Here is a 21,887-nt window from a genome sequence, read left to right as displayed (position 1 = left end):
CGGCAGGGGTGGCCGGGCCTTCGGACGTCCGGCGGCCGGTGACGCGCTCCGGTGTCCGCGCCGTCTGCTAAGACTTGAGCTGTGAGCAGCGAGAACGAGCGGTCGAAGCGGGACGCCGAGGCGCGGCCGCCCGCCGGGGAGCAGCTCGCGCTCATCCGGGACACCGTGCGCAAGGCCAAGGTGCCGCGGGCCAAGCCGCGCACCTGGCGGGGGGCGGCGCTGGCCGCGGAGCTGCCGGTGGCCAAGGTCCTCGTCGATAAGGGGCCGGTGCACCTGGACAAGCTGTGGGACTACGCCGTTCCGGCCGAGATGGACGCCGAGGCCCGGCCCGGGGTGCGGGTGCGGGTGCGGTTCGGAGCCGGTACGGGCAAGGTGCGCGAAGGCCGCCGGGAGGGCGGCGGACTGCTCGACGGCTACATCATCGAGCGGGTCGCCGAATCCGACTTCCGCGGCCCGCTGGCCGCGGTGGCCCAGGTGGTCTCCCCGGAGCCGGTGCTCGCCCCCGGGCTGCTGGCGCTGTGCCGGGCGGTCGCCGACCGCTATGCCGGATCGCTCGCCGATGTGCTCCAGCTCGCCCTGCCCCGGCGCAGCGCGCGCGCCGAGGCCGAACCGTCCCCGCCGCCGCTGCCGCCCCCTCCGCCTCCCGCGCCCGGCACCTGGGCGCGCTATCCGGCCGGGCCCGGGTTTCTGGAGGCGCTCGCGCGCGGCGACCGGCCGCGCGCCGTATGGACCGCCCTGCCCGGACCGCACTGGCCCGGCGAATGGGCCGCCGCCATGGCCGCCACCCTCGCTTCCGGGCGCGGGGCCCTGGTCGTGGTGCCCGACGGGAAGAAGGCCGCCCGGGTGGACGAGGCACTCACCCGCGCGCTCGGTGGCCCGGGGCGGCATGTGCTGCTCACCGCCGAGCTCGGGCCCGAGGAGCGCTACCGCCGGTGGCTGGCGGTCAGCCGCGGCGCGGTACGGGCCGTGGTGGGCACCCGGGCGGCGATGTTCGCCCCCGTCCGGGAATTGGGCCTGGTGGGGATCTGGGACGACGGGGACCAGAGCCACAGCGATGACCATCTGCCGCGTCCGCACGCCCGCGATGTGCTGCTGCTGCGCGCGGTCCAGGAGCGGACCGGCTTTCTGCTGGGTGACCTCGGCCGCACCGTGGAGGCCGCCCAGCTGGTGGAGAACGGCTGGGCGCGGCCCCTGGAGGCCGGTCGTGACCAGGTCCGCGCCGCCGCGCCGCTGATCCGTACGGTCGACGAGGGCGAGGTGGCCCGGGACGCCGAGGCCCGTGCCGCCCGGCTGCCCACGCTCGCCTGGCAGACGGTGCGCGAGGCGCTGACCCGCGGCCCGGTGCTGGTGCAGGTGCCGCGCCGGGGCTATGTGCCCCGGCTGGCCTGTGAGCGCTGCCGGGAGCCCGCGCGCTGCGCCCACTGCTCGGGCCCGCTGGAGGCGCGGGACGCCGACCGTCTGGGGTGCGGCTGGTGCGGACGGCCCGAGACGGGCTGGCACTGCGCGGCCTGCGGGGGAGCGCGACTGCGGGCGAGCGTGGTGGGCGCCCGGCGCACCGCCGAGGAGCTGGGCCGGGCCTTCCCGGCCGTGCCCATCCGGACCTCCGGCCGGGACCATGTGCTGAGCACGGTGCCCGACCGCCCGGCGCTGGTGGTCAGCACCCCGGGCGCCGAGCCGGTCGCCGAGGGCGGCTATGCGGCGGCGCTGCTGCTGGACGGCTGGGCCCTGCTGGGCCGTCCCGATCTACGGGCGGGCGAGGACGCGCTGCGCCACTGGCTGGAGGCGGCGTCCCTGGTCCGCGGCCATGGCGAGGGCGGCGGTGCGGCCGGTGGCGGCGCGGACGGCGGCGGCACGGTGGTGGTGATCGCGGAGCCCACGCTGCGCCCCGTCCAGGCGCTGGTGCGCTGGGACCCGGCCGGTTACGCGGCCCGGGAGCTGGCCGAGCGGGCCCAGTTGGGCTTTCCGCCGGTCTCGCGGATGGCGGCGGTGTCCGGTCCCGCGGAGGCGGTGGCCGAGCTGATCGCATCGGCGGGGCTGCCGGAGGGCGCGGAAACCCTCGGGCCCGTACCGCTGCCGGTCACCGAGCCGGGCCGCCCCCGCCGCCCCGGCGATCCACCGCCGGGCGAGCAATGGGAGCGTGCGCTGATCCGCGTCCGCCCCGGCCAGGGCAGCGCGCTGGCCGCGGCCCTGAAGGAGGCGAAGGCGCGCCGTCTGGCCCGGGGCGAGAAGGACCCGGCGGTCCGGGTGGATCCGCTCGAGATCGGTTGAGGCGGTGGCCCGTCCGCGGTTGTCGGCGATCCGCGGAGTCCGGCCATGCCGGGGAGAGGACCTCGGGTCAGCCGTTGCGCGGGCTGGGGAAGGCGCTCGGGCGGGCTTCTTCCCGCAAGGGAGCGGGCTGCGGAGGGCCGGACCGGGCGGCGGGGACCGACGGCAGGGTGGGCGAGGGCAGCGCGGTCGGCCCGTCCGGACGGGCCGCCGGGGCCTCGCCGCCCTCGCCCGTGGTCTGCGCCGCGGCCCGCCGGGCGCCGTAACGGCGGTGCACCGCCTGCTTGGTGACGCCCAGTGCGGAACCCACCGCGTCCCAGGAGAAGCCGAGCGAGCGGTCGAAGTCCACCGCCGCCGTGACCAGTGTCTCGACGCTGTCCCGCAGTTCCTGGGCCAGCCGCACGGTGGGGGCCGGGGCGCGACCGTAGACCACGAAGCCGGCGGACGGGCCGGTGCGTCGCGGACGGTAGACATTGCCGAGCTGGGCGGTGAGCGTACGCAGCGCGTCCACCTGTCGGCGGACCCGCTCGATGTCCCGGACCAGGAGGTGCAGGCTGGCCCGTGCCTGGGCGTCGTGGGTTGCGTGGTCGGCCATGAACAAGCCTCTCGAACCGGCGTGGAAGGGAAACGGAGATGGGGGGTTGGGGGACTGGGGGGATGGGGGAGCGGGGAGGGTCGGGGGAGTCCGGAGATGACGATGGGTCGGGGAGACAGATCGGGCCGCTTGGCGCGGCCCGATGGGGTCAATCTCTCTTGACCAACGCGGCACCCGCCCGTCGGTCACGGTCCGGGGCGTGCGGGGGTCGGGCCGTACGCCCCCTGGATGGCGGACCATAGACTGAGGCGCCGTTTCCGCTGTGTGTGAGAGGTAGTTCACCACCCATGAGGCTCGTCTTCGCCGGTACCCCCGAGGTCGCACTGCCCGCCCTGGACGCGCTGATCGCGTCGGACCGGCACGAGGTGGTGGCCGTGGTGACCCGTCCCGACGCACCCGCGGGGCGCGGCCGCCGGCTGGTGGCCAGCCCGGTCGCGGAGCGGGCCGAGGAGGCGGGGATCGAGGTGCTCAAGCCCGCCAAGCCGCGGGACCCGGAGTTCCTGGCGCGGCTGGGCGAGATCGCACCGGACTGCTGTCCGGTGGTGGCGTACGGGGCGCTGCTGCCCAAGGCGGCGCTGGAGATCCCGGCGCATGGCTGGGTCAATCTGCACTTCTCGCTGCTCCCCGCCTGGCGCGGTGCGGCACCGGTACAGCACGCGGTGCTCGCGGGTGACGAGGTGACCGGGGCGTCCACCTTCCAGATCGAGGAGGGTCTTGACTCCGGCCCGGTGTACGGGGTGGTCACCGAGGACGTCCGGGCCACCGACACCAGCGGCGATCTGCTGACCCGGCTGGCCTTCGCCGGGGCCGGGCTGCTCGCGGCGACGATGGACGGCATCGAGGACGGCACGCTGCGCGCCGTACCGCAGCCCGCCGAGGGCATCTCGCTCGCTCCGAAGATCAATGTGGAGGACGCGGAGATCGACTGGGCCGCGCCCGCGCTGCGCGTGGACCGGGTGGTGCGGGCGTGCGCCCCGGCGCCCGGTGCGTGGACGACCTTCCGCGGTGAGCGGCTGAAGGTGGTGTCCGCGGCACAGGTGCCGGACCGCACGGACCTGGAGCCGGGTGCGATGGCGGTGACCAAGAAGGCGGTCTACGTGGGCACCGGCAGCCATGCGGTGGAGCTGAGCTGGGTCCGTCCGCAGGGCAAGAAGCCGATGCTCGCCGCCGACTGGGCCCGCGGGGTGCGGATCGCCGAGGGGGAGCGTTTGGGAGCGTCGTAGGACGCGACGCATCCGGCGAACGCGCCGGGCGGCGCCGGGGGCGTGCCCAGGTGAACGACACGCCCCGGGCGCGCCCCGACGCACCCGCGTCATCCGCGGGCCGCTTGACTTCAACCTTGCTTGAAGTCTTAGCGTCCCTGGTGTGCCGCTGGTCCGGATCGGCCGGTCTCATTGGGGGCGGCACCCCGGACCTCGGAGGTGCGCGATGGACATGGAAGTCACCGCCTGGCATTCCCTGCACCACGCCTCGAACGCCAGCGATGACCGCCGTCCCTTCTCCCGCGCGACGCTGCGCCGTATCGGCGCGTTCGCCCGGCCCCACCGCCGTCCGCTGCTGCTGTTTCTGCTGCTGAGCACGGTCACGGCGGCGCTCGCGGTGGCGACGCCGCTGCTGGCGGGCCGGGTGGTGGACGCGATCATCCACCGTTCGGGACAGGGCACTGTCCTCGGGCTGGCCGCGCTCATCGCCCTGATCGCGGTGGCCGAGGCGGCCCTCGGACTGCTGACGCGATGGCTGTCCTCGAACATCGGCGAGGGGCTGATCCTCGATCTGCGCACCGCGGTCTTCGACCACGTCCAGCGGATGCCGGTGGCCTTCTTCACCCGCACCCGCACCGGTGCGCTGGTCAGCCGGCTCAACAACGATGTCATCGGCGCGCAGCGGGCGTTCAGCGACACCCTCTCCGGTGTGGTGAGCAACCTGGTGACCCTGCTGCTCACCCTGGTGGTGATGATCGGCATCTCCTGGCAGGTCACCCTGGTGGCACTGCTGCTCCTGCCGCTGTTCCTGCTGCCCGCCCGCCGGGTCGGCGGCAGGCTCGCCGGACTGCGGCGCGAGGCGGCGGCCCACAACGCCGCCATGAGCACCCAGATGACCGAGCGGTTCTCCGCCCCCGGCGCGACCCTCGTCAAGCTCTTCGGACGCCCCGCCGAGGAGTCCCGGGAGTTCGCCGCGCGGGCCCGGCGGGTGCGGGACATCGGGGTGCGCACCGCGATGGTCCAGGTCTCCTTCGTCACCGCCCTGACCCTGGTCTCCGCACTGGCCCTGGCCCTGGTCTACGGCCTCGGCGGCTGGTTCGCGCTGAACGGCCGGCTGGACCCCGGCGCGGTCGTCTCGCTCGCGCTGCTGCTCACCCGGCTCTACGCCCCGCTGACATCGCTCGCCGGGGCGCGGGTGGAGGTCATGAGCGCGCTCGTCAGCTTCGAGCGGGTCTTCGAAGTGCTCGATCTCAAGCCGCTGATCAGCGAGAAGCCGGACGCCCAGGAGGTCCCGGACGGCCCGGTGTCCGTCGAGTTCGACCGCGTCGGCTTCGGCTACCCGGCCGCCGACAAGGTGTCCCTCGCCTCCCTGGAGGAGGTCGCGAACCTCGACACCCGCGGCGGCGTCCAGGTGCTGCACGAGGTGTCCTTCCGCGCCGAACCGGGCCAGATGGTCGCCCTCGTCGGCTCCTCCGGCGCGGGCAAGTCGACCATCGCCCAACTGCTGCCCCGGCTCTACGACACCGACAGCGGCGCGGTGCGGCTGTCCGGTGTGGACGTCCGCGACCTCACCGCCGAATCCCTGCGCAGCACGCTCGGCATGGTCACCCAGGACGGCCATCTCTTCCACGAGACCATCCGCGCCAACCTGCTGCTGGCCCGCCCCGGGGCCACCGACGAGGAGCTGTGGGAAGTGCTGCGCCGGGCCCGTCTCGAGGGCATGATCGCGGCGCTGCCGGACGGTCTGGACACCGTCGTAGGGGAGCGCGGCTACCGGCTCTCCGGCGGTGAGCGCCAGCGGCTGACCATCGCCCGGCTGCTGCTGGCCCGCCCCCGGGTGGTGATCCTCGACGAGGCCACCGCACATCTGGACTCCACCTCCGAGGCGGCCGTGCAGGAGGCGCTCGCCGAGGCCCTGGACGGACGCACCGCGGTGGTCATCGCCCACCGGCTGTCCACCGTGCGGGCCGCGGACCTCATCCTCGTCGTCGAGGACGGACGGATCGTGGAGCGCGGTACGCACCCCGAACTGCTCGCCGTCGAGGGGCGTTACGCGCAGCTGTACCGGACCCAGTTCGAGCGGCCGGGCACCGAGACGGCCGGACCGGCCGCTGACGGCGCGCGGACCGTGCCCACCCCGGCCGCGTAGGCTGGCCTTTTCAGCCCGATCCTGCACCGGAGCACATTCCCCGTGACCGACCAGCCCCCTCGTCGCCCCCGCCGTTCCGCCGCGCCCGGAAACCCCGGCAAGGGGGGCACATCCGGTCGGCCCTACCGGCGGCCGAAGAAGGACCCCGTGCGGATCCTCGCCTTCGAGGCGCTGCGGGCCGTCGACGAACGGGACGCGTACGCCAACCTCGTCCTCCCGCCGCTGCTCCGCAAGGCACGGGAGGACGAGGGCTTCGACGCCCGGGACGCGGCGCTCACCACCGAGCTGGTCTACGGCACCCTGCGCCACCAGGGCACCTACGACGCGATCATCGCCGCCTGTGTGGACCGTCCGCTGCGCGAGGTCGACCCGCCCGTGCTGGACGTCCTCAGCCTCGGTGCCCACCAGCTGCTGGGCACCCGTATCCCCACCCACGCCGCGGTCTCCGCCAGTGTCGAACTGGCCCGGGTGGTGCTCGGCGACGGGCGCGCCAAGTTCGTCAACGCGGTGCTGCGCCGGATCGCCTCCGACGACCTCGACGGCTGGCTGGAGCGGGTCGCCCCGCCGTACGACGAAGACCCCGAGGACCACCTCGCCGTCGTCCACTCCCATCCGCGCTGGATCGTCTCCGCGCTGTGGGACGCGCTCGGCGGCGGCAGAGCCGGGATCGAGGACCTGCTCGCGGCCGACAACGAACGACCCGAGGTCACCCTCGTCGCCCGCCCCGGCCGCGCCACCCCGGACGAACTGCTGGCCGCGGTCGGAGACCAGGCCGCGGCGCCGGGCCGCTGGTCGCCGTACGCGGTGCGGCTCACCGAGGGCGGGGAGCCCGCGGCGCTGGAGGCCGTACGCGAGGGGCACGCCGGGGTCCAGGACGAGGGCAGCCAGCTGGTGGCCCTCGCACTCGCGGCCGCCCCGCTGGACGGGCCGGACCGGCGCTGGCTGGACGGCTGCGCCGGCCCCGGCGGCAAGGCCGCGCTGCTCGCCGCGCTCGCCGCCCAGCGTGGCGCCTCGCTGCTCGCCGCGGAGAAGCAGCCGCACCGCGCCCGGCTGGTCGGCCGGGCCCTCGCGGGCAACCCCGGCCCGTACCAGGTGATCGCCGCGGACGGCACCCGGCCGCCGTGGCGGCCGGGTACCTTCGACCGGGTGCTGGTCGACGTCCCGTGCACCGGGCTCGGCGCGCTGCGCCGCCGTCCCGAGGCGCGCTGGCGGCGCAGCCCCGAGGACCTGGCCGGATTCGCCCCGCTCCAGCGCGGGCTGTTGCGCGAGGCGCTCGCGGCGGTACGGATCGGCGGCGTGGTCGGCTACGCCACCTGCTCACCGCACCCGGCCGAGACCCGGGCCGTGGTCGAGGACGTCCTCAAGGGCCGGGGCGGTCCCGCGGCCACAGCGGAGTGGATCGACGCCCGCCCGCTGATGCCCGGTGTCCCCGCGCTCGGCGACGGCCCCGACGTCCAGCTGTGGCCGCATCTGCACGGTACGGACGCGATGTATCTGGCCCTGCTGCGCCGTACCGGCTGACCTCACTTGCCCGGCACCGCCGGAAGCGTCTCCTGCGGGCTGCCGGTCGGCAGGTAGAGCTTGGCGTCGTGGGTGCCCGGGTTGAGATCCCGGTGCACCGCGCGGGAGACCGCCTCGATGGTGGAGACCCCGGTCTCCATCGCGGAGTTGTCCTGGGTGAGCACCGTGATCGTGTAGTTGTGTCCGCCGCCGGTGAACGCCCCGACGCTGTGCACCCGCCAGCCGTGGGTGTCCCGCTCCAGCCAGCCGTTCTTCACCTGGATCCGCACCCCGGCCGGCGCTCCGGCCGGGGTGCCCCAGCGCTGGGAGGGGACGACCTTGCCCATCAGCTCGAGCATGGAGGCACGGGAGGCGTCGCTGAGCACCCGGTTGTGGCGGGTCACCAGCGTCAGCAGCTTCTCCTCGTCGTTGGCGGTGATCTGGGTGAGCCCCCAGTAGCCGTCGTGGCCGGGCACGGTGTGGCGCATCCCGGCGGCCCGGACGAACGCGCAGACCTTCTCCCGGCCCAGCTGCCGCCAGAGCTTGGTGGTGGCGTCGTTGTCCGACTTGGTGATCATCTTGGTGGCGAGCGTGGACTCGCGGCCGGTCAGCTGCCGGTGGTGCTTGCCGGCGTCCCACAGCAGGGTGGCCAGCACCGTCACCTTGACCACGCTCGCGGAGTCGAACTTCTGGTCCGCGCGCAGGGTGCAGACGGTTCCCGTGGTGCGGTCGCGGAGGCTGACCGCGGTGCTCGCGGACTTCCCGCGCAGCGCCGCGGTGATGTCCCTGGAGAGCTTGCCGGCCAGTCCGGCCCGGTCGGAGGTGCAGACCGCCTGCGGCGCCGCGGCCGCCGCCGACCCCGCCCCGGCCACCGGAGGCGCGAGCACGGCCGCGGCCAGTGCCACGGACAGTGCGGCGCGGGGGCGCCGGGGTGTTCGGTGTCGCGTCATCGTCGTATGCCCGTTTCCCTTGTCATGTCGCGGGTGCGTCATGGGGTGTGTCATCTCTGTCCCGAGCGCACATCGGGTGCGCTCGACTGACACGACCCCCATGCGACAGCCAAGGGTTGCCTCTCAGTGTCCATAATTTCCCCAGGACAGGATTTCGCACGTCGTGAGCGGCCGCGATCATCCCGGCTCCCTGGACCGGCGCCGGCCATGGGAGGCTGGGGGCATGGCCGCGCAGATCAATCCCAGCATCCTGTCCGCCGACTTCTCCCGCCTGGCGGATGAGGCGAAGGCCGTCGAAGGCGCCGATTGGCTCCATGTCGACGTGATGGACAACCACTTCGTCCCCAATCTGACCCTCGGTGTGCCGGTGGTCGAAGCCCTGGGGAAGGCCACGGACACCCCGCTGGACTGCCATCTGATGATCGAGGACCCGGACCGCTGGGCCCCGCAGTACGTCGAGGCCGGAGCCGGTTCGGTCACCTTCCACGTGGAGGCCGCGGCCGCGCCGGTACGGCTGGCGCGCGAGATCCGGGCCAAGGGCGCGCGGGCGTCGATGGCGCTCAAGCCCGCGACCCCGATCGAGCCCTACGAGGACCTGCTGCCCGAGCTGGACATGCTGCTGGTGATGACCGTGGAGCCCGGTTTCGGCGGGCAGGCGTTCCTCGACATCATGCTTCCCAAGATCCGCCGCACCCGCGAACTGATCGCCAAGCACGGCCTTGAACTGTGGCTCCAGGTGGACGGCGGGGTCTCCGCCTCGACCATCGAGCGCTGCGCCGAGGCGGGCGCCGATGTGTTCGTGGCCGGTTCCGCGGTCTACGGTGCCGAGGACCCGGCCAAGGCCGTCCAGGAGCTGCGCGCGCTGGCAGAGAAGGCGACGGGCACCACCGGACTGTGCGGCCACTCCGCTACGGGGCGGTGAACTGAACGGTAAAGGCCGGACCAACTCCACCGTTTCTGACAGGATGAACGGTGAGTCCAGAACATTGACAAGTGAGGAGACCGCGGTGTCGACGGGCCGTTCAGCCACGCGGATGGGACCCGCCGAACTGGTGCAGGCGGCAGCCATGGCGCGCCGCTTCTACCTCGAGGGCAAGTCCAAGATCCAGATCGCCGAGGAGTTCGGGGTCAGCCGCTTCAAGGTCGCGCGCGTACTGGAGACCGCGCTCGAGCGCGACCTGGTGCGTATCGAGATCCGGGTTCCCGCCGAGCTCGACGCGGAGCGTTCCGACGCGCTGCGCGCCCGCTACGGCCTGCGGCACGCGGTGGTCGTCGAGTCACCGGCCGACGCCGAGGCCGACACCCCCGACCCGGAGAACCTGGGCGAGGTCGCCGCCGATCTGCTGGGCGAGCTGGTCAACGAGGGGGATGTGCTGGGGCTGGCCTGGGGGCGGTCCACGATCCACATGGCGGCCGCGCTGCACCGGCTCCCGCCCTGCACCGTCGTCCAGCTCACCGGTGTGTACGACGCGGGCACCGCCGAGCGCGGCTCGGTGGAGGCGGTCCGCCGCGCCGCCGCCGTCTCCGGCGGCGAGGCGCACCCCATCTACGCCCCGATGCTGCTGCCCGACACGGCCACCGCGGACGCGCTGCGCGGCCAGACCGGGATCGCCCGGGCCTTCGAGTACTTCGACAAGGTCACCGTCGCGGCCGTCTCCATCGGCTCGTGGGAGGCCGGTATCTCGACCGTCTACGACATGCTCAGCGAGGAGGAGCGGGCCCACTACGCCGGGCTCGGCGCCGCCGCCGAGATGTCCGCCCACCTCTTCGACACCGAGGGCCGCCGGATCGGCCGCGACCTCGGCGAGCGCTGCATCACCGTCGAGGCCGACCGGCTGCGCCGGATCCCCGAGGTGGTGGCCATCGCGGGCGGTGGCCGCAAGGCCGCGGCGATCGGCGCGGTGCTGCGGTCCGGCCTGGTCACCAGCCTGGTGACGGATACGGCCGCGGCCGACCATCTGCTGCTGGAGACCGGCCCCGGACCGCGTCCGGCGCTGGACCGCGCCGATCCCGACGGTTCGTAGCGCCGCCCTCGCCCCGGCGTCCCGTCCCGTTGCGGATTTGGACGATCCGACCACCGGGCCCGGCGCGGACTGGATGATCGTCCGGGCCCCCGCGGCGGGGGTGGCATGGGAGAATGAAGTACGTGCGTTTTCCTCGGCTTCCTGCGTCGAGGGCTGATTCCGAACGACTGGGAAGTTGAGCACGTGCGTTTCCTGAATGATCAGAAGCCCCCGTACGACCTGACCTACGACGATGTGTTCATGGTGCCGAGCCGCTCCGCGGTCGGCTCCCGTCAGGGGGTGGATCTGAGCTCGCCCGACGGCAGCGGCACCACCATCCCCCTCGTCGTCGCCAACATGACCGCGATCGCGGGCCGCCGGATGGCGGAGACGGTCGCGCGCCGCGGCGGGCTCGTCGTCATCCCGCAGGACATCCCGATCGACGTGGTCACCGATGTGGTGCGCTGGGTCAAGGCGCGTCATCTGGTGCTGGACACCCCGATCGTGCTCGCGCCCACCGGGACCGTCGCCGACGCGCTGTCCCTGCTGCCCAAGCGGGCCCATGGCGCGGGTGTGGTGGTCGAGGACGGGCGCCCGGTGGGCGTGGTCACCGAGTCCGACCTCACCGGTGTCGACCGCTTCGCCCAGCTCTCCGAGGTCATGTCCCGGGAGCTGCTGGTCCTCGACGCGGACATCGACCCGCGCGACGCGTTCACCCGCCTCGACGGCGCCCACCGCAAGCTGGCCCCCGCCGTCGACGCCGACGGCCGTCTGGCCGGCATCCTGACCCGCAAGGGCGCGCTGCGCGCGACCCTCTACCAGCCCGCCGTGGACGCGGCGGGCAGGCTGCGGATCGCCGTCGCCGTGGGGGTCAACGGCGATGTGGAGGGCCGCGCCAAGGCCCTGCTGGACGCCGGAGTGGACACCCTCGTGGTGGACACCGCCCATGGCCACCAGGAGTCGATGATCGGCGCGCTCAGGGCCGTTCGCGGCCTCGCCCCCCGGGTGCCGGTGGTGGCGGGCAACGTGGTCGCCGCCGAGGGGGTGCGCGACCTCATCGAGGCCGGTGCCGACATCGTCAAGGTCGGCGTCGGACCGGGCGCGATGTGCACCACCCGGATGATGACCGGTGTGGGCCGCCCGCAGTTCTCCGCGGTGCTCGAATGCGCCGCCGAGGCACGGAAGTTCGGCAAGCACGTCTGGGCTGACGGCGGCATCCGTCACCCGCGTGATGTCGCCATGGCGCTGGCCGCCGGGGCGTCCAACGTGATGGTCGGCTCCTGGTTCGCGGGCACGTACGAGTCGCCGGGGGACCTCCAGCACACCGCCGACGGGCGGCCGTACAAGGAGAGCTTCGGCATGGCCTCCGCGCGGGCGGTGCGCAACCGCACCAGCGAGGAGTCGGCCTACGACCGCGCCCGCAAGGGGCTGTTCGAGGAGGGCATCTCCACCTCGCGGATGTTCCTGGACCCGGCCCGCCCGGGTGTCGAGGACCTGATCGACTCGATCATCGCGGGCGTCCGCAGCTCCTGCACCTACGCGGGCGCGGGCTCCCTGGAGGAGTTCCACGAGCGCGCCGTGGTGGGGGTGCAGAGCGCCGCGGGCTACGCGGAGGGCAAGCCCCTGCACGCCAGTTGGGACTAGGTCCTGTCCGGTGGGTCTTTGAGGAGCAGCCCGCGGCGTCTGGTGCCGTGCATCGCAAGGCGGAGGATCGCCCTCGTACTGGGCGTACTCGGGCGACTTTCGACAACGCGGCGAGGTGCGGTGCCAGGCGTCGCGGGCCCGATAAGACCCACCGGACAGGGCCTAGCCCCCTCTTTTAGGGGCTCGGTTCGCCTCCGGGGCGCCTCGGCCCCTGTCGACGGTCGACCGTGCGCGGCCGCCCGCGCGGCGGAGCCGCATATCGACAACAGCCTCGCGGCCTCCGCGCGCTCGTGAGCCGACCGCATGGCTGTGGCCCCCACTCGGCTCGGGTGAGTGGGGGCCACAGCAGTGTGCCCTGGTGCCGGCCTTCAACTGCCCCGTGTCACCGCTGCATTCCGCGCTGCTCACCGCGCGTGCGGGGCAGGGCGTGACGCGGCGGGTTGTTGAGCGTGATCTGCCGTACCAACTGGTGGAACGAGACCAGCGCGGCGACCGGTGGCAGACCGGCGACCGCCATGCTGGGCGCGTCCTTGGGAGAGTGGGCGACACACAGGAAGACCGCGATGGTGGAGAAGAGCACCACCACGGCCCAGGAGTGCGCGGCGCCCCGCCGGTGCAGCGCGGCCCGCAGCACCGACAGCGAGGCGACCAGCCACGGCCCGTAGACCAGCAGCGGCCACCATGCGGCCATGGACTCCGAGGTGCTGGGGGAGGCCAGATAGCGCAGCGGGGGATAGGAGATCATCCCGCCCAGCACACTCAGCATGGCGACGATGACCGTCGTGACCGCCGCGAACAGCAGGCTGGTCAGCTGGAGCCAGGGCATCGTCGGCACCCGGAAGCGCACCCGGCGCCGCTTGCCGCGGCCACCGCGGACCTGGGCGTGGGAGGGGGAGCGGATGGAGTCGGTGGGGTGCTGCGGCGGTTCCTCGGGGGAGGTCGTCTGGAGCAGCCGTGCCAGATCCCCTTCCAGGTCCCAACGGCCCTCGATGCTCTCGGGGTCCGGGAGAGGGAAAGGATTCACGTCGTAGTCGACGCCCGCGTCGAACCGCTCTCCGGGGCCGGGAGCGTGGGCGGGTCGATGGCCGGTGGGTGGGGGCCCGTAGCCGCCCGGCCTCGGCTCGGTGTACGTCATGCCTTGACGCCCGGTTCCGTGGTGCCGGAGCGCTGGAGGAAGTCGGCTTCGATCCGGTTGAGCGCCCGGAGGAAGTCCTCCCACACCCGCGAACAGTATTCGAGCGGGTAGCGTTCGTCCTCACCCCCGTGGTCCCGGGCCCGGAACACGGGTTCGGTACGGAGCGCTGAGTGTTCGGGTGGTTGCAGGCTGTCAGTGGTCACGTCCCCACCAACGACCGCTAAAATGGTGCAGTATCGCGGCATTCGGGTGAATCGCGCGCTCACTCTTGCAGTGGGCCGCAACAATTCCCCGCCGCACGCCCCCGCGCGCAACGTTCATCCGCCCATGCGCAAGAGTGGTGCATTACGGCCGTGGGCGGACGGCTCATAGGGTCTTGCGCTGACGTGGAGTGGCGGGGACCGACTGCTCGGCGATTCCCACCTGCGGGTTTGTCTACGGGCAGCCGCATGTCCGCCGTCGGTCGTCGTCACCCCTGACCGGCAGTGAAAAAGGAGCCACCTAAGTGTTGGAGCACGGCGCAGCCCCGCCCACGACCCCGCGCACGGAGCAAGAGCCTCCGGCGACCGGGTTCGGCGCCCGGCTGATGCGGCGTAAGCCCGTGGAGCAACTGGTCGCCGAGGGCGGTCAGGGCGCGGGCGGAACCCTGCGGCGTTCGCTCGGAATGTGGCAGCTCACCATGATCAGCATCGGTGCCACCCTGGGCACCGGCATCTTCGTGGTGCTCGGCGAGGCCGTCCCGGATGCGGGACCCGCGGTCATTGTGTCGTTTGTCATAGCCGGGCTCACGGCCCTGTTCTCGGCGCTGTCCTACGCGGAACTCGCGGGCACCATCCCGGTCTCCGGGTCCTCGTACTCGTACGCCTACGCCACCATGGGCGAGCTGATCGCCTGGGTGTGCGGCTGGTGCCTGATCCTGGAGTACGGCGTCTCGGTGGCGGCGGTCGCCGTCGGCTGGGGCGACTACCTCAACGAACTGCTCGACGGCACGCTCGGCATCACCATCCCGGACGCGCTGTCCGCCCCGCCCGGCGACGGCGGAATCTTCAACCTGCCCGCGCTGCTGGTGGTGTTGCTGTCCATGGCGTTCCTGCTGGGCGGCGCCAAGGAGAGCGCGCGGGCCAACACCATCATGGTCGGGGTGAAGATCGCTGCCCTGGTCCTCTTCTGCGCCGTCGCCTTCACCGGCATCCGGGCGGGCAACTACACCCCGTTCATGCCGCTGGGCATGGCGGGCGTCAGTGCCGCCGGTGCCACCCTGTTCTTCTCCTACATCGGTTTCGACGCCGCCTCCACCGCCGGTGAGGAGGCCAAGAACCCGCAGCGTGACCTGCCCCGCGCGATCATGCTCTCGCTGGTCATCGTCACCGCGCTGTACTGCCTGGTCGCGGCGGTGGCCGTGGGTGCGCTGCCGTGGAAGAAGTTCTCCGGCACGGAGGCCGCGCTCGCCGGGATCATGGAGGACGTCACCGGTCAGAGCTTCTGGGCCGTCCTGCTGGCGGCCGGCGCGGTCGTCGCCATCGCCTCCGTGGTGCTGACCGTGCTCTACGGCCAGACCCGCATCCTCTTCGCGATGTCCCGCGACGGCCTGGTGCCCAAGGTGTTCTCCACCGTCCACCCCACGACGGGTGTGCCGCGCGCCAACACCGTGATCGTCTCGCTGTTCTGCGGCGTCCTGGCCGCCGCCATTCCGCTGGGCCAGCTCGCCGACGCCACCAGCATCGGCACCCTCTTCGCCTTCGCGCTGGTCAACATCGCGGTGATCGTGCTGCGCCGGACCCGGCCCACCATGGAGCGCACCTTCCGGGTGCTTCTCTCGCCGCTGTTCCCGCTGATCGGCTTCGGGCTCTGCCTGTGGATGATGACCAGTCTGGAAGTTGTGACCTGGGTGGTCTTCGGTGTCTGGATGGCCGTCGGGCTTGTGCTGTACTTCGGATACGGCATGCGCCGATCCCGACTGGCCACAGCAGAAAAGTGACTCCCCCGCAGTGCGACTGAACGACCTCGACGAACGCATCGTCCACGCCCTCGCCGAAGACGCCCGCCGCAGTTACGCCGATATCGGCGATCTGATCGGCCTGTCCGCCCCCGCCGTCAAGCGGCGGGTGGACCGTCTCCGGTCCGAGGGGGCCATCACCGGCTTCACGGTGCGGGTGGACCCGGCGGCGCTGGGGTGGGAGACCGAGGGCTTCATCGAGCTCTTCTGCCGCCACAACACGTCTCCCGACGACATCCGCCGGGGTCTGTCGCGCTATCCCGAGGTGGTGTCCGCGTCGACCGTCACCGGCGACGCGGACGCCGTCGTCCAGGTCTTCGCCTCCGATATGCGCCACTTCGAACGGGTGCTGGAGCGCATCGCGGGCGAGCCGTTCGTGGAGCGCACCAAGTCCGTGCTGGTGCTCTCGCCGCTGCTACGGCGCTTCACCTCCGGCGCTCCGGCCTGATCCGGACGGGGTATCCAGCCGTTTCCGGCCCGTGCGCAACGAATCGCTGCCACGGGCCGGAAACGCGTAATGAATCGACGGCGGATGCGCAACGGTCGCGCCTTGTCGGTGGTTCTCGGCCACACGTACCTTTTGGGTGTCGTTTCCTCCCCCTCCTGGATTCCCCAAGGTCTGCCCATGCCGCCGCTGCGCACCGCCCTGCTCCAGAGCTCCGGTCACCCCGGCGACCCCGCCCGTAACCTCACGGTCCTCGACGCGGCCGCCGAGCGTGCCGCGGCCGACGGGGCCGGGCTGCTGATCGCCCCGGAGATGTTCCTCACGGGCTACGCCATCGGCGACGGCGTCCAGGAGCTGGCCGAGCCCGCCGACGGGCCCGGCGGGCAGGCGGTGGCCGCCATCGCCGCCGCGCACGGCCTCGCCGTCCTCTACGGCTACCCCGAGCGCGACCGGACGCGCGCGGAGGTCGTCTACAACTCCGCGCGGCTGGTCGGCCCCGACGGCACCGAGCTCGCCAACTACCGCAAGACCCATCTCTTCGGCTGCTTCGAGCGCGACGCGTTCACCCCCGGTGACGCCCCCGTCGTCCAGGCCGAACTGGGCGGGCTCACCGTCGGCATCCTGATCTGCTACGACGTGGAGTTCCCGGAGAACGTCCGGGCCCACGCGCTGGCCGGAACCGATCTGCTGGTGGTGCCCACCGCACAGATGCACCCCTTCCAGTTCGTGGCCGAATCCCTGGTCCCGGTGCGGGCCTTCGAGAGCCAGATGTACATCGCGTACGTCAACCGCACCGGCCCGGAGGGCGAGTTCGACTTCGTGGGGCTGAGCTGTCTGGCGAGCCCCGACGGCACCACCCGGACCCGGGCGGGCCGGGGTGAGGAGCTGGTCATCGGCGACGCCGACCCCGAGCTGCTCGCCGCCTCGCGCACCACCAACCCCTATCTGCGCGACCGCCGCCCCGGGCTGTACGGGTCGCTGACCTGAGCCCCGGCGCCCGTTCCCCCTCCCTCACGCGCACACCCCCGCACGACCGCAAGGAGTCCGTACCGATGACGTCCATGCCCACCGCCGTGCCCGGCGAGCACGAGCCGCAGCAGGCCGACGCCCTCCCGCCCATCACGATGTTCGGGCCGGACTTCCCCTACGCCTACGACGACTTCCTGGCCCACCCGGCGGGCCTGGGCCAGATCCCGGCCACCGAGCACGGCGCCGAGGTCGCGGTCATCGGCGGCGGTCTGTCCGGCATCATCACCGCGTACGAGCTGATGAAGATGGGCCTGAAGCCCGTCGTCTACGAGGCCGACCGGATCGGCGGACGGCTGCGCACCATCGGCTTCGAGGGCTGCGACGAGTCGCTGACCGCCGAGATGGGCGCGATGCGCTTCCCGCCGTCCTCCACCGCGCTCCAGCACTACATCGACCTGGTGGGCCTGAAGACCCAGCCCTTCCCGAACCCGCTGGCCGAGTCGACCCCGTCGACCGTGGTCGACCTCAAGGGCGAGTCGCACTACGCCGAGACCATCGACGACCTGCCCCAGGTGTACCGGGACGTCGCCGACGCCTGGAACAAGTGCCTCGAAGAGGGCGCGGACTTCTCCGACATGAACCGCGCCATCCGCGAACGGGATGTGCCGCGCATCCGCGAGATCTGGTCGCGGCTGGTGGAGAAGCTGGACAACCAGACGTTCTACGGCTTCCTCTGCGACTCCTCGGCCTTCACCTCCTTCCGGCACCGGGAGATCTTCGGCCAGGTCGGCTTCGGCACCGGCGGCTGGGACACCGACTTCCCCAACTCCATCCTGGAGATCCTGCGCGTCGTCTACACCGAGGCCGACGACCACCACCGCGGCATCGTCGGCGGCAGCCAGCAGCTTCCGCTGCGGCTGTGGGAGCGCGAGCCCCAGAAGATCGTCCACTGGCCGCACGGCACCTCGCTGTCGTCCCTGCACGGCGGCGATCCGCGCCCGGCCGTGACCCGGTTGCACCGTGCCGCGGGCGACCGCATCGTGGTCACCGACGCGGACGGGGACATCCGCTCGTACCGGGCGGTCGTCTTCACCGCGCAGTCCTGGATGCTGCTCTCCAAGATCGACTGCGATGACTCGCTCTTCCCGATCGACCACTGGACGGCGATCGAGCGCACCCACTACATGGAGTCCAGCAAGCTCTTCATCCCCGTGGACCGCCCGTTCTGGCTGGACAAGGACGAGACCACCGGGCGCGACACCATGAGCATGACGCTCACCGACCGGATGACCCGCGGCACCTACCTGCTGGACGACGGCCCGGACCGCCCGGCCGTCATCTGCCTCTCCTACACCTGGTGCGACGACAGCCTCAAGTGGCTGCCGCTGTCGGCGAACGAGCGGATGGAGGTCATGCTCAAGTCGCTTGCGGAGATCTATCCGAACGTGGACATCCGCAAGCACATCATCGGCAGCCCGGTCACCGTCTCCTGGGAGAACGAGCCCTACTTCATGGGCGCGTTCAAGGCCAACCTGCCCGGCCACTACCGCTACCAGCGGCGGCTGTTCACCCACTTCATGCAGGACCGGCTGCCCGCGGACCAGCGCGGCATCTTCCTCGCGGGCGACGACATCTCCTGGACCGCCGGGTGGGCCGAGGGCGCCGTACAGACCGCGCTCAACGCGGTGTGGGGCGTCATGCACCAGTTCGGCGGCGCCACCGACGCCACGAACCCGGGGCCGGGCGACCGTTACGACGAGATCGCGCCGGTGGAACTGCCGGAGGACTGAGCCGGGCCGGGCTCCGGCCGTCCGCATCGCGCGTCGATCAGGACGGCAGGGGAGTGAGCAGAAAGCGCCCGACCAGGCCCACACTCGCATCGACGCGCTCGGTGAACTCCTCGGCCAGCTCGGGGAGTCGGCGCAGCCCCCACAGGGCGCGGAACGCCGCCCACGCGGCGTCCCGCGCCCGGTCCAGGCTCCAGGAACCCACCAGATGGGTCAGCGGATCGGCCACGTCGAGCAGATCGGGGCCGGGCATCAGCTCCTCCCGGATCCGCTCCTCAAGACCGGTGAGCAGGACGCCGACCCGGTCGAAGTCGCCCTCCAGCGCGGCCGGTTCCACGTCCCGGGCCTGGCAGGTGTCCACCAGCGCGAGCGCCAGGTCATGGCCGATATGGGCGTTGATCCCGGCGAGCGCGAACTGCACCGGACGCACCTCCGGATGGCACCGCAGCTCGAACAGCGGCCGCCAGCAGGCGGGCGGCCGGTGCCCCGCCGCCACCGCCTCCACGGCCGCCAGATAGCGCCCGGCGAAGCGCACATCCAGCTCCTCGGTGGCGGCCGGGTCGTGGAAGTACCCGGCCGCGAGCCCCCGGCCGACCTCCTCGGTGACCGACAGATACACCTGGTTGAAGACCGCCACCCCGTCCCCGGGCGGCAGCTCCGCGCCGAGCGCGCGCATCCGCGCCACGACGCTCCTCACACTCCGCGGCGGTGCGGGCCGCGCGCCGGTCGGCATCGTCATGGACGCAAGCGTGGCAGCCCGGCCCCGTCCCGTCCGGCCGAGCGCCCTCGCTTCCCCGTATCGGCCTAACGCCCGTCAACAACGCACTTGGCATCCCATCATGGGACCGGCACAACCTGGATACGCGTCCGGGACGCGGTGACGATGGAGGCGTGCACCGATCGGAATTCGCGGACTTCCTGCGCCGCCGCCGTGCCCGGCTCGCCCCCGCCGATGTCGGGCTGACCCCCGGCCCGCGGCGCCGTACCCCCGGACTGCGCCGGGAGGAGGTGGCCCGGCTCACCGGGATGTCGGCGGACTACTACACCCGGCTGGAACAGGCCCGCGGCCCGCACCCCTCCCGCCGGATGCTCACCGCGCTGGCCCGTGCGCTACGGCTCACCGACGCCGAGCGCGACCATCTCTTCCGGCTGGCGGGGGAGGAGCCACCGCACGATCCGGCCACCGCCGGGCATATCCGCCCCGGGCTGCTGCGGGTCCTGGACCGGCTGTACGACACCCCGGCGCAGGTGGTCACCGACGGGGGTGAGGTGCTGGCCCGGAACACCATGGCGACGGCCCTGTTCGGTGACCTGACGGCGAGGCCGCCGGGCGAACGCGAGGAGCGTGCCGAAGGGCGTTCCCCGGTGCGGCGGTTGCGGCATCCGGTAGTGGGGGAACTGGAGCTGGAGTGCGAGGTGCTGCTGAGCGCGGACCACGGCCAGCGGCTGATCGTGTACACCGCCCGCCCCGGCAGCGACTCCGCCGAACGGCTGGAACTGCTCCGGGTCGTGGGCCTCCAGGACCTCGCCCCGAGCGGATGAGATCCCGGTTTGCGTCCCGGTTGCGTCCCGGTTGTGTCGCTCCTTATACGCGCGCTTCTGTGCAGAAGTCGGACAGCGACGCTGCCTCCGCATAGCTGGCAAGCGCGGTGCGGGAGTTGTCCGGGTGGGCCGCCTCCGGGTGGGCGATGGACCAGGCCAGCTCGACGGCGCTGTGCAGTGCGGCGCGGAAGAGCAGCGAACCGCAGCTGATCCGCCGTACGCCCAGCTCGGCCAGGCGCTCATAGGTGTGATGGCCGGGGGAGAAGAGGACGTTGAGCGGGGTGTCGCCGAGGTCGTCCGCGAACGCGGCGATGTGGTGCTCGTCGGTGAGCGCGGGGACGAAGACACCGTCGGCGCCCGCCTGGACATACGCCGCGAGGCGCTCGGCGGTCACCGACAGCCGGGGCGCGTCCGCGAATCCGATGGCGGCGAGCCAGTGGGTGTCGGTGCGCGCGTTGACGAACAGCCGGGGGACCCGCTCCTTGATCGCCGCGATCACCGCGCACTGGTGCGCGAGCGGGGCGAGGGTGCCGTCGGGGCGTCCGTCCTCGATGTTCACCCCGACGACCCCGGCCGCGTCCAACTCGGCCGCGAGCGCGGCGATCTCCTCGGGCCGCTCGCTGAACCCGCCCTCGATGTCCACGCTCACCAGCGCGGGAAGGCGGGCCAGCCCGCGTGCGAGGGTGAGCGTCTCCGCGCGGGTGGCGCCCGCCGCGTCCGGCAGCCCGGCCGCGACGGCGACCCCCAGGCTGGTGGTGCCGATGGCGGGGAAGCCGCGGCGGACGAGGGCGGCGGCGGAGGCGTGGTCCCAGGCGTTGGGGAGCAGCAGCGGGCGTTCGGTGTGATGGAGCCGGTGAAAGGCGGCGTGGCCGGTGGAGCCTGTGCGTTCTGTATGACCGTCGGCCCGCGGTGTCGGTGCGGGGTTCTGGTGATCGCTCATGGTTCCGACGGTAGGTCCGTATCGCTTCGGTCCCCGCCGAACCGTCGCGGGGGCTCAGGCCAGGGCGGTGACGCCGAGCAGGTCGCGCAGGGCCCGTTCGCCGTCGGGGCTGACGCGCAGCGCGCGTCCGCTGCCGATACGTACGCACCAGCCGGTGTCCAGCGCGTGCCGGCACAGCGCGGCCCCGGCCACCCCGGCCAGATGCGGCCGCCGCTCGGTCCAGTCCAGACAGCTGCGGGCCATCGGCCGCCGCCTGCGCGAGGCGGCATCCGGCAGATCGATGCCCAGCTCCCGGAACCAGTCCATCCCGCTGCCGGTCAACGCGAACCCCGTCGCCCCCTGGAGCAGCCCGCGCTCCAGCATCGCGTCGGTGATCGCGGTGCCCAGCCGCCCGGCCAGATGGTCGTAACAGGTCCGCGCCCGCGCCAGCGCGGCGCTCGCGCTGGAGGCGCGCAGCGTACGCGGCGGGGCCGGTGGCGCGGCATATGCGGACAGATCCTCGATCAGCTGCGCCACCTGCGGACCGGCCAGCCGCACGTAGCGATGCCGGCCCTGGCGCTCCTGGGCCAGGAGATCGCCGTCGATCAGCTTGTTCAGATGCTCGGTGGCGGTCGAGGCGGCCACCCCGGCGTACCGCGCCAGCTCCCCCGCGGTCCACGCCCGCCCGTCGAGCAGCGCCAGACACATGGCGGCGCGCGTCTCGTCGGCGAGCAGCGCGGCCAGCCGCGCGAGTTGCGGACCGCTGTGCGGGGACTGCGTCATGCC

Annotated in this window: 19 protein-coding genes; 12 read left to right on the top strand and 7 right to left on the bottom strand. The window is 72.7% G+C overall.

Annotated features, from left to right (window positions below; translation table 11 throughout):
• Positions 1–81 precede the first annotated feature (81 nt).
• A complete protein-coding gene (locus tag AC4BEG_RS05030) occupies positions 82–2,268 on the top strand; it encodes a primosomal protein N' (RefSeq protein ID WP_490704707.1) in 2,187 nt (728 codons plus the stop codon).
• A gap of 67 nt (positions 2,269–2,335) precedes the next feature.
• Here AC4BEG_RS05030 and AC4BEG_RS05025 read toward each other — a convergent pair whose 3' ends face one another.
• The gene (locus AC4BEG_RS05025) at positions 2,336–2,860 is read right to left on the bottom strand and encodes a hypothetical protein (protein ID WP_490704706.1); all 525 of its coding nucleotides are present in this window, start codon (positions 2,858–2,860) and stop codon (positions 2,336–2,338) included.
• A gap of 287 nt (positions 2,861–3,147) precedes the next feature.
• On the opposite strand from AC4BEG_RS05025, the gene fmt reads away from it, so the two are divergent.
• From fmt to AC4BEG_RS05010, 3 genes are all read left to right on the top strand, one after another.
• Positions 3,148–4,083, top strand: a complete 936-nt coding sequence (fmt, locus tag AC4BEG_RS05020) for a methionyl-tRNA formyltransferase (protein WP_490704705.1) — start codon at positions 3,148–3,150, stop codon at positions 4,081–4,083.
• Positions 4,084–4,288: 205 nt separating this feature from the next.
• Complete coding sequence (locus AC4BEG_RS05015) at positions 4,289–6,211, top strand: ABC transporter ATP-binding protein (RefSeq protein ID WP_490704704.1); 1,923 nt, start codon at positions 4,289–4,291, stop codon at positions 6,209–6,211.
• A gap of 42 nt (positions 6,212–6,253) precedes the next feature.
• The gene (locus AC4BEG_RS05010; RefSeq protein WP_490704703.1) at positions 6,254–7,732 is read left to right on the top strand and encodes an RsmB/NOP family class I SAM-dependent RNA methyltransferase; all 1,479 of its coding nucleotides are present in this window, start codon (positions 6,254–6,256) and stop codon (positions 7,730–7,732) included.
• Positions 7,733–7,734: 2 nt separating this feature from the next.
• Here AC4BEG_RS05010 and AC4BEG_RS05005 read toward each other — a convergent pair whose 3' ends face one another.
• Complete coding sequence (locus AC4BEG_RS05005; protein ID WP_490704702.1) at positions 7,735–8,661, bottom strand: serine hydrolase; 927 nt, start codon at positions 8,659–8,661, stop codon at positions 7,735–7,737.
• A gap of 223 nt (positions 8,662–8,884) precedes the next feature.
• On the opposite strand from AC4BEG_RS05005, the gene rpe reads away from it, so the two are divergent.
• From rpe to AC4BEG_RS04990, 3 genes are all read left to right on the top strand, one after another.
• Positions 8,885–9,583, top strand: a complete 699-nt coding sequence (rpe, locus tag AC4BEG_RS05000) for a ribulose-phosphate 3-epimerase (protein ID WP_490704701.1) — start codon at positions 8,885–8,887, stop codon at positions 9,581–9,583.
• A 112-nt stretch (positions 9,584–9,695) separates the two neighbouring features.
• Positions 9,696–10,685, top strand: a complete 990-nt coding sequence (locus AC4BEG_RS04995; protein WP_490704700.1) for a sugar-binding transcriptional regulator — start codon at positions 9,696–9,698, stop codon at positions 10,683–10,685.
• A gap of 183 nt (positions 10,686–10,868) precedes the next feature.
• Positions 10,869–12,308 (top strand): GuaB1 family IMP dehydrogenase-related protein, encoded by a 1,440-nt coding sequence (locus AC4BEG_RS04990; RefSeq protein ID WP_490704699.1) that lies wholly within the window; start codon positions 10,869–10,871, stop codon positions 12,306–12,308.
• A gap of 382 nt (positions 12,309–12,690) precedes the next feature.
• Here the strand turns inward: AC4BEG_RS04990 and AC4BEG_RS04985 are convergent, their stop codons facing one another.
• Together AC4BEG_RS04985 and AC4BEG_RS04980 are read right to left on the bottom strand one after the other, a co-directional pair.
• Positions 12,691–13,443 (bottom strand): DUF2637 domain-containing protein, encoded by a 753-nt coding sequence (locus AC4BEG_RS04985; RefSeq protein ID WP_490704698.1) that lies wholly within the window; start codon positions 13,441–13,443, stop codon positions 12,691–12,693.
• Entirely contained in the window at positions 13,440–13,646 is a 207-nt protein-coding gene (locus AC4BEG_RS04980; RefSeq protein ID WP_201873157.1) for a hypothetical protein, read from the bottom strand. The genes AC4BEG_RS04985 and AC4BEG_RS04980 overlap by 4 nt, the downstream gene beginning before the upstream one ends.
• A 302-nt stretch (positions 13,647–13,948) precedes the next feature.
• Between AC4BEG_RS04980 and AC4BEG_RS04975 the strand changes: the two genes are divergently transcribed.
• From AC4BEG_RS04975 to AC4BEG_RS04960, 4 genes are all read left to right on the top strand, one after another.
• Complete coding sequence (locus tag AC4BEG_RS04975; RefSeq protein WP_490704697.1) at positions 13,949–15,421, top strand: amino acid permease; 1,473 nt, start codon at positions 13,949–13,951, stop codon at positions 15,419–15,421.
• Between the two features lie 10 nt (positions 15,422–15,431).
• The gene (locus AC4BEG_RS04970; RefSeq protein ID WP_490704696.1) at positions 15,432–15,887 is read left to right on the top strand and encodes an Lrp/AsnC family transcriptional regulator; all 456 of its coding nucleotides are present in this window, start codon (positions 15,432–15,434) and stop codon (positions 15,885–15,887) included.
• A gap of 177 nt (positions 15,888–16,064) precedes the next feature.
• Positions 16,065–16,871 (top strand): carbon-nitrogen hydrolase family protein, encoded by an 807-nt coding sequence (locus tag AC4BEG_RS04965; RefSeq protein ID WP_490704695.1) that lies wholly within the window; start codon positions 16,065–16,067, stop codon positions 16,869–16,871.
• A 65-nt stretch (positions 16,872–16,936) separates the two neighbouring features.
• Positions 16,937–18,643: a flavin monoamine oxidase family protein gene (locus tag AC4BEG_RS04960; protein ID WP_490704694.1), complete on the top strand. Its 1,707-nt coding sequence runs from the start codon at positions 16,937–16,939 to the stop codon at positions 18,641–18,643.
• 37 nt (positions 18,644–18,680) lie between these two features.
• On the opposite strand, the gene AC4BEG_RS04955 is transcribed toward AC4BEG_RS04960, so the two are convergent.
• On the bottom strand, positions 18,681–19,379 hold the full coding sequence (locus tag AC4BEG_RS04955) for a DUF5995 family protein (protein ID WP_490704693.1): 699 nt from the start codon (positions 19,377–19,379) through the stop codon (positions 18,681–18,683).
• Between the two features lie 152 nt (positions 19,380–19,531).
• Here AC4BEG_RS04955 and AC4BEG_RS04950 point away from each other — a divergent pair, with 152 nt between their 5' ends.
• Complete coding sequence (locus tag AC4BEG_RS04950) at positions 19,532–20,182, top strand: MmyB family transcriptional regulator (protein WP_490704692.1); 651 nt, start codon at positions 19,532–19,534, stop codon at positions 20,180–20,182.
• Positions 20,183–20,225: 43 nt separating this feature from the next.
• On the opposite strand, the gene AC4BEG_RS04945 is transcribed toward AC4BEG_RS04950, so the two are convergent.
• Positions 20,226–21,122, bottom strand: a complete 897-nt coding sequence (locus AC4BEG_RS04945) for an isocitrate lyase/PEP mutase family protein (RefSeq protein ID WP_490704691.1) — start codon at positions 21,120–21,122, stop codon at positions 20,226–20,228.
• 54 nt (positions 21,123–21,176) lie between these two features.
• Complete coding sequence (locus AC4BEG_RS04940) at positions 21,177–21,884, bottom strand: ArsR/SmtB family transcription factor (RefSeq protein ID WP_490704690.1); 708 nt, start codon at positions 21,882–21,884, stop codon at positions 21,177–21,179.
• Between the last annotated feature and the right edge of the window lie 3 nt (positions 21,885–21,887).

Source organism: Streptomyces sp. JLBJ103 (assembly GCF_058215575.1).
The sequence above is the reverse complement of the archived record's forward strand: the minus strand, read 5'-3'. Positions and strand labels throughout refer to the sequence as shown.

Excerpts from the sequence above, each read along its gene's own strand:
- AC4BEG_RS05005 (WP_490704702.1), bottom strand. The coding sequence starts at position 8,661 with ATGACGCGACACCGAACACCCCGGCGCCCCCGCGCCGCACTGTCCGTG.
- rpe (WP_490704701.1), top strand. The coding sequence starts at position 8,885 with ATGGCCGCGCAGATCAATCCCAGCATCCTGTCCGCCGACTTCTCCCGC.
- AC4BEG_RS04995 (WP_490704700.1), top strand. The coding sequence starts at position 9,696 with ATGGGACCCGCCGAACTGGTGCAGGCGGCAGCCATGGCGCGCCGCTTC.
- fmt (WP_490704705.1), top strand. The coding sequence starts at position 3,148 with ATGAGGCTCGTCTTCGCCGGTACCCCCGAGGTCGCACTGCCCGCCCTG.
- AC4BEG_RS04985 (WP_490704698.1), bottom strand. The coding sequence starts at position 13,443 with ATGACGTACACCGAGCCGAGGCCGGGCGGCTACGGGCCCCCACCCACC.
- AC4BEG_RS04940 (WP_490704690.1), bottom strand. The coding sequence starts at position 21,884 with ATGACGCAGTCCCCGCACAGCGGTCCGCAACTCGCGCGGCTGGCCGCG.
- AC4BEG_RS04945 (WP_490704691.1), bottom strand. The coding sequence starts at position 21,122 with ATGAGCGATCACCAGAACCCCGCACCGACACCGCGGGCCGACGGTCAT.
- AC4BEG_RS04955 (WP_490704693.1), bottom strand. The coding sequence starts at position 19,379 with ATGACGATGCCGACCGGCGCGCGGCCCGCACCGCCGCGGAGTGTGAGG.
- AC4BEG_RS05025 (WP_490704706.1), bottom strand. The coding sequence starts at position 2,860 with ATGGCCGACCACGCAACCCACGACGCCCAGGCACGGGCCAGCCTGCAC.
- AC4BEG_RS04960 (WP_490704694.1), top strand. The coding sequence starts at position 16,937 with ATGACGTCCATGCCCACCGCCGTGCCCGGCGAGCACGAGCCGCAGCAG.
- AC4BEG_RS04965 (WP_490704695.1), top strand. The coding sequence starts at position 16,065 with ATGCCGCCGCTGCGCACCGCCCTGCTCCAGAGCTCCGGTCACCCCGGC.
- AC4BEG_RS05015 (WP_490704704.1), top strand. The coding sequence starts at position 4,289 with ATGGACATGGAAGTCACCGCCTGGCATTCCCTGCACCACGCCTCGAAC.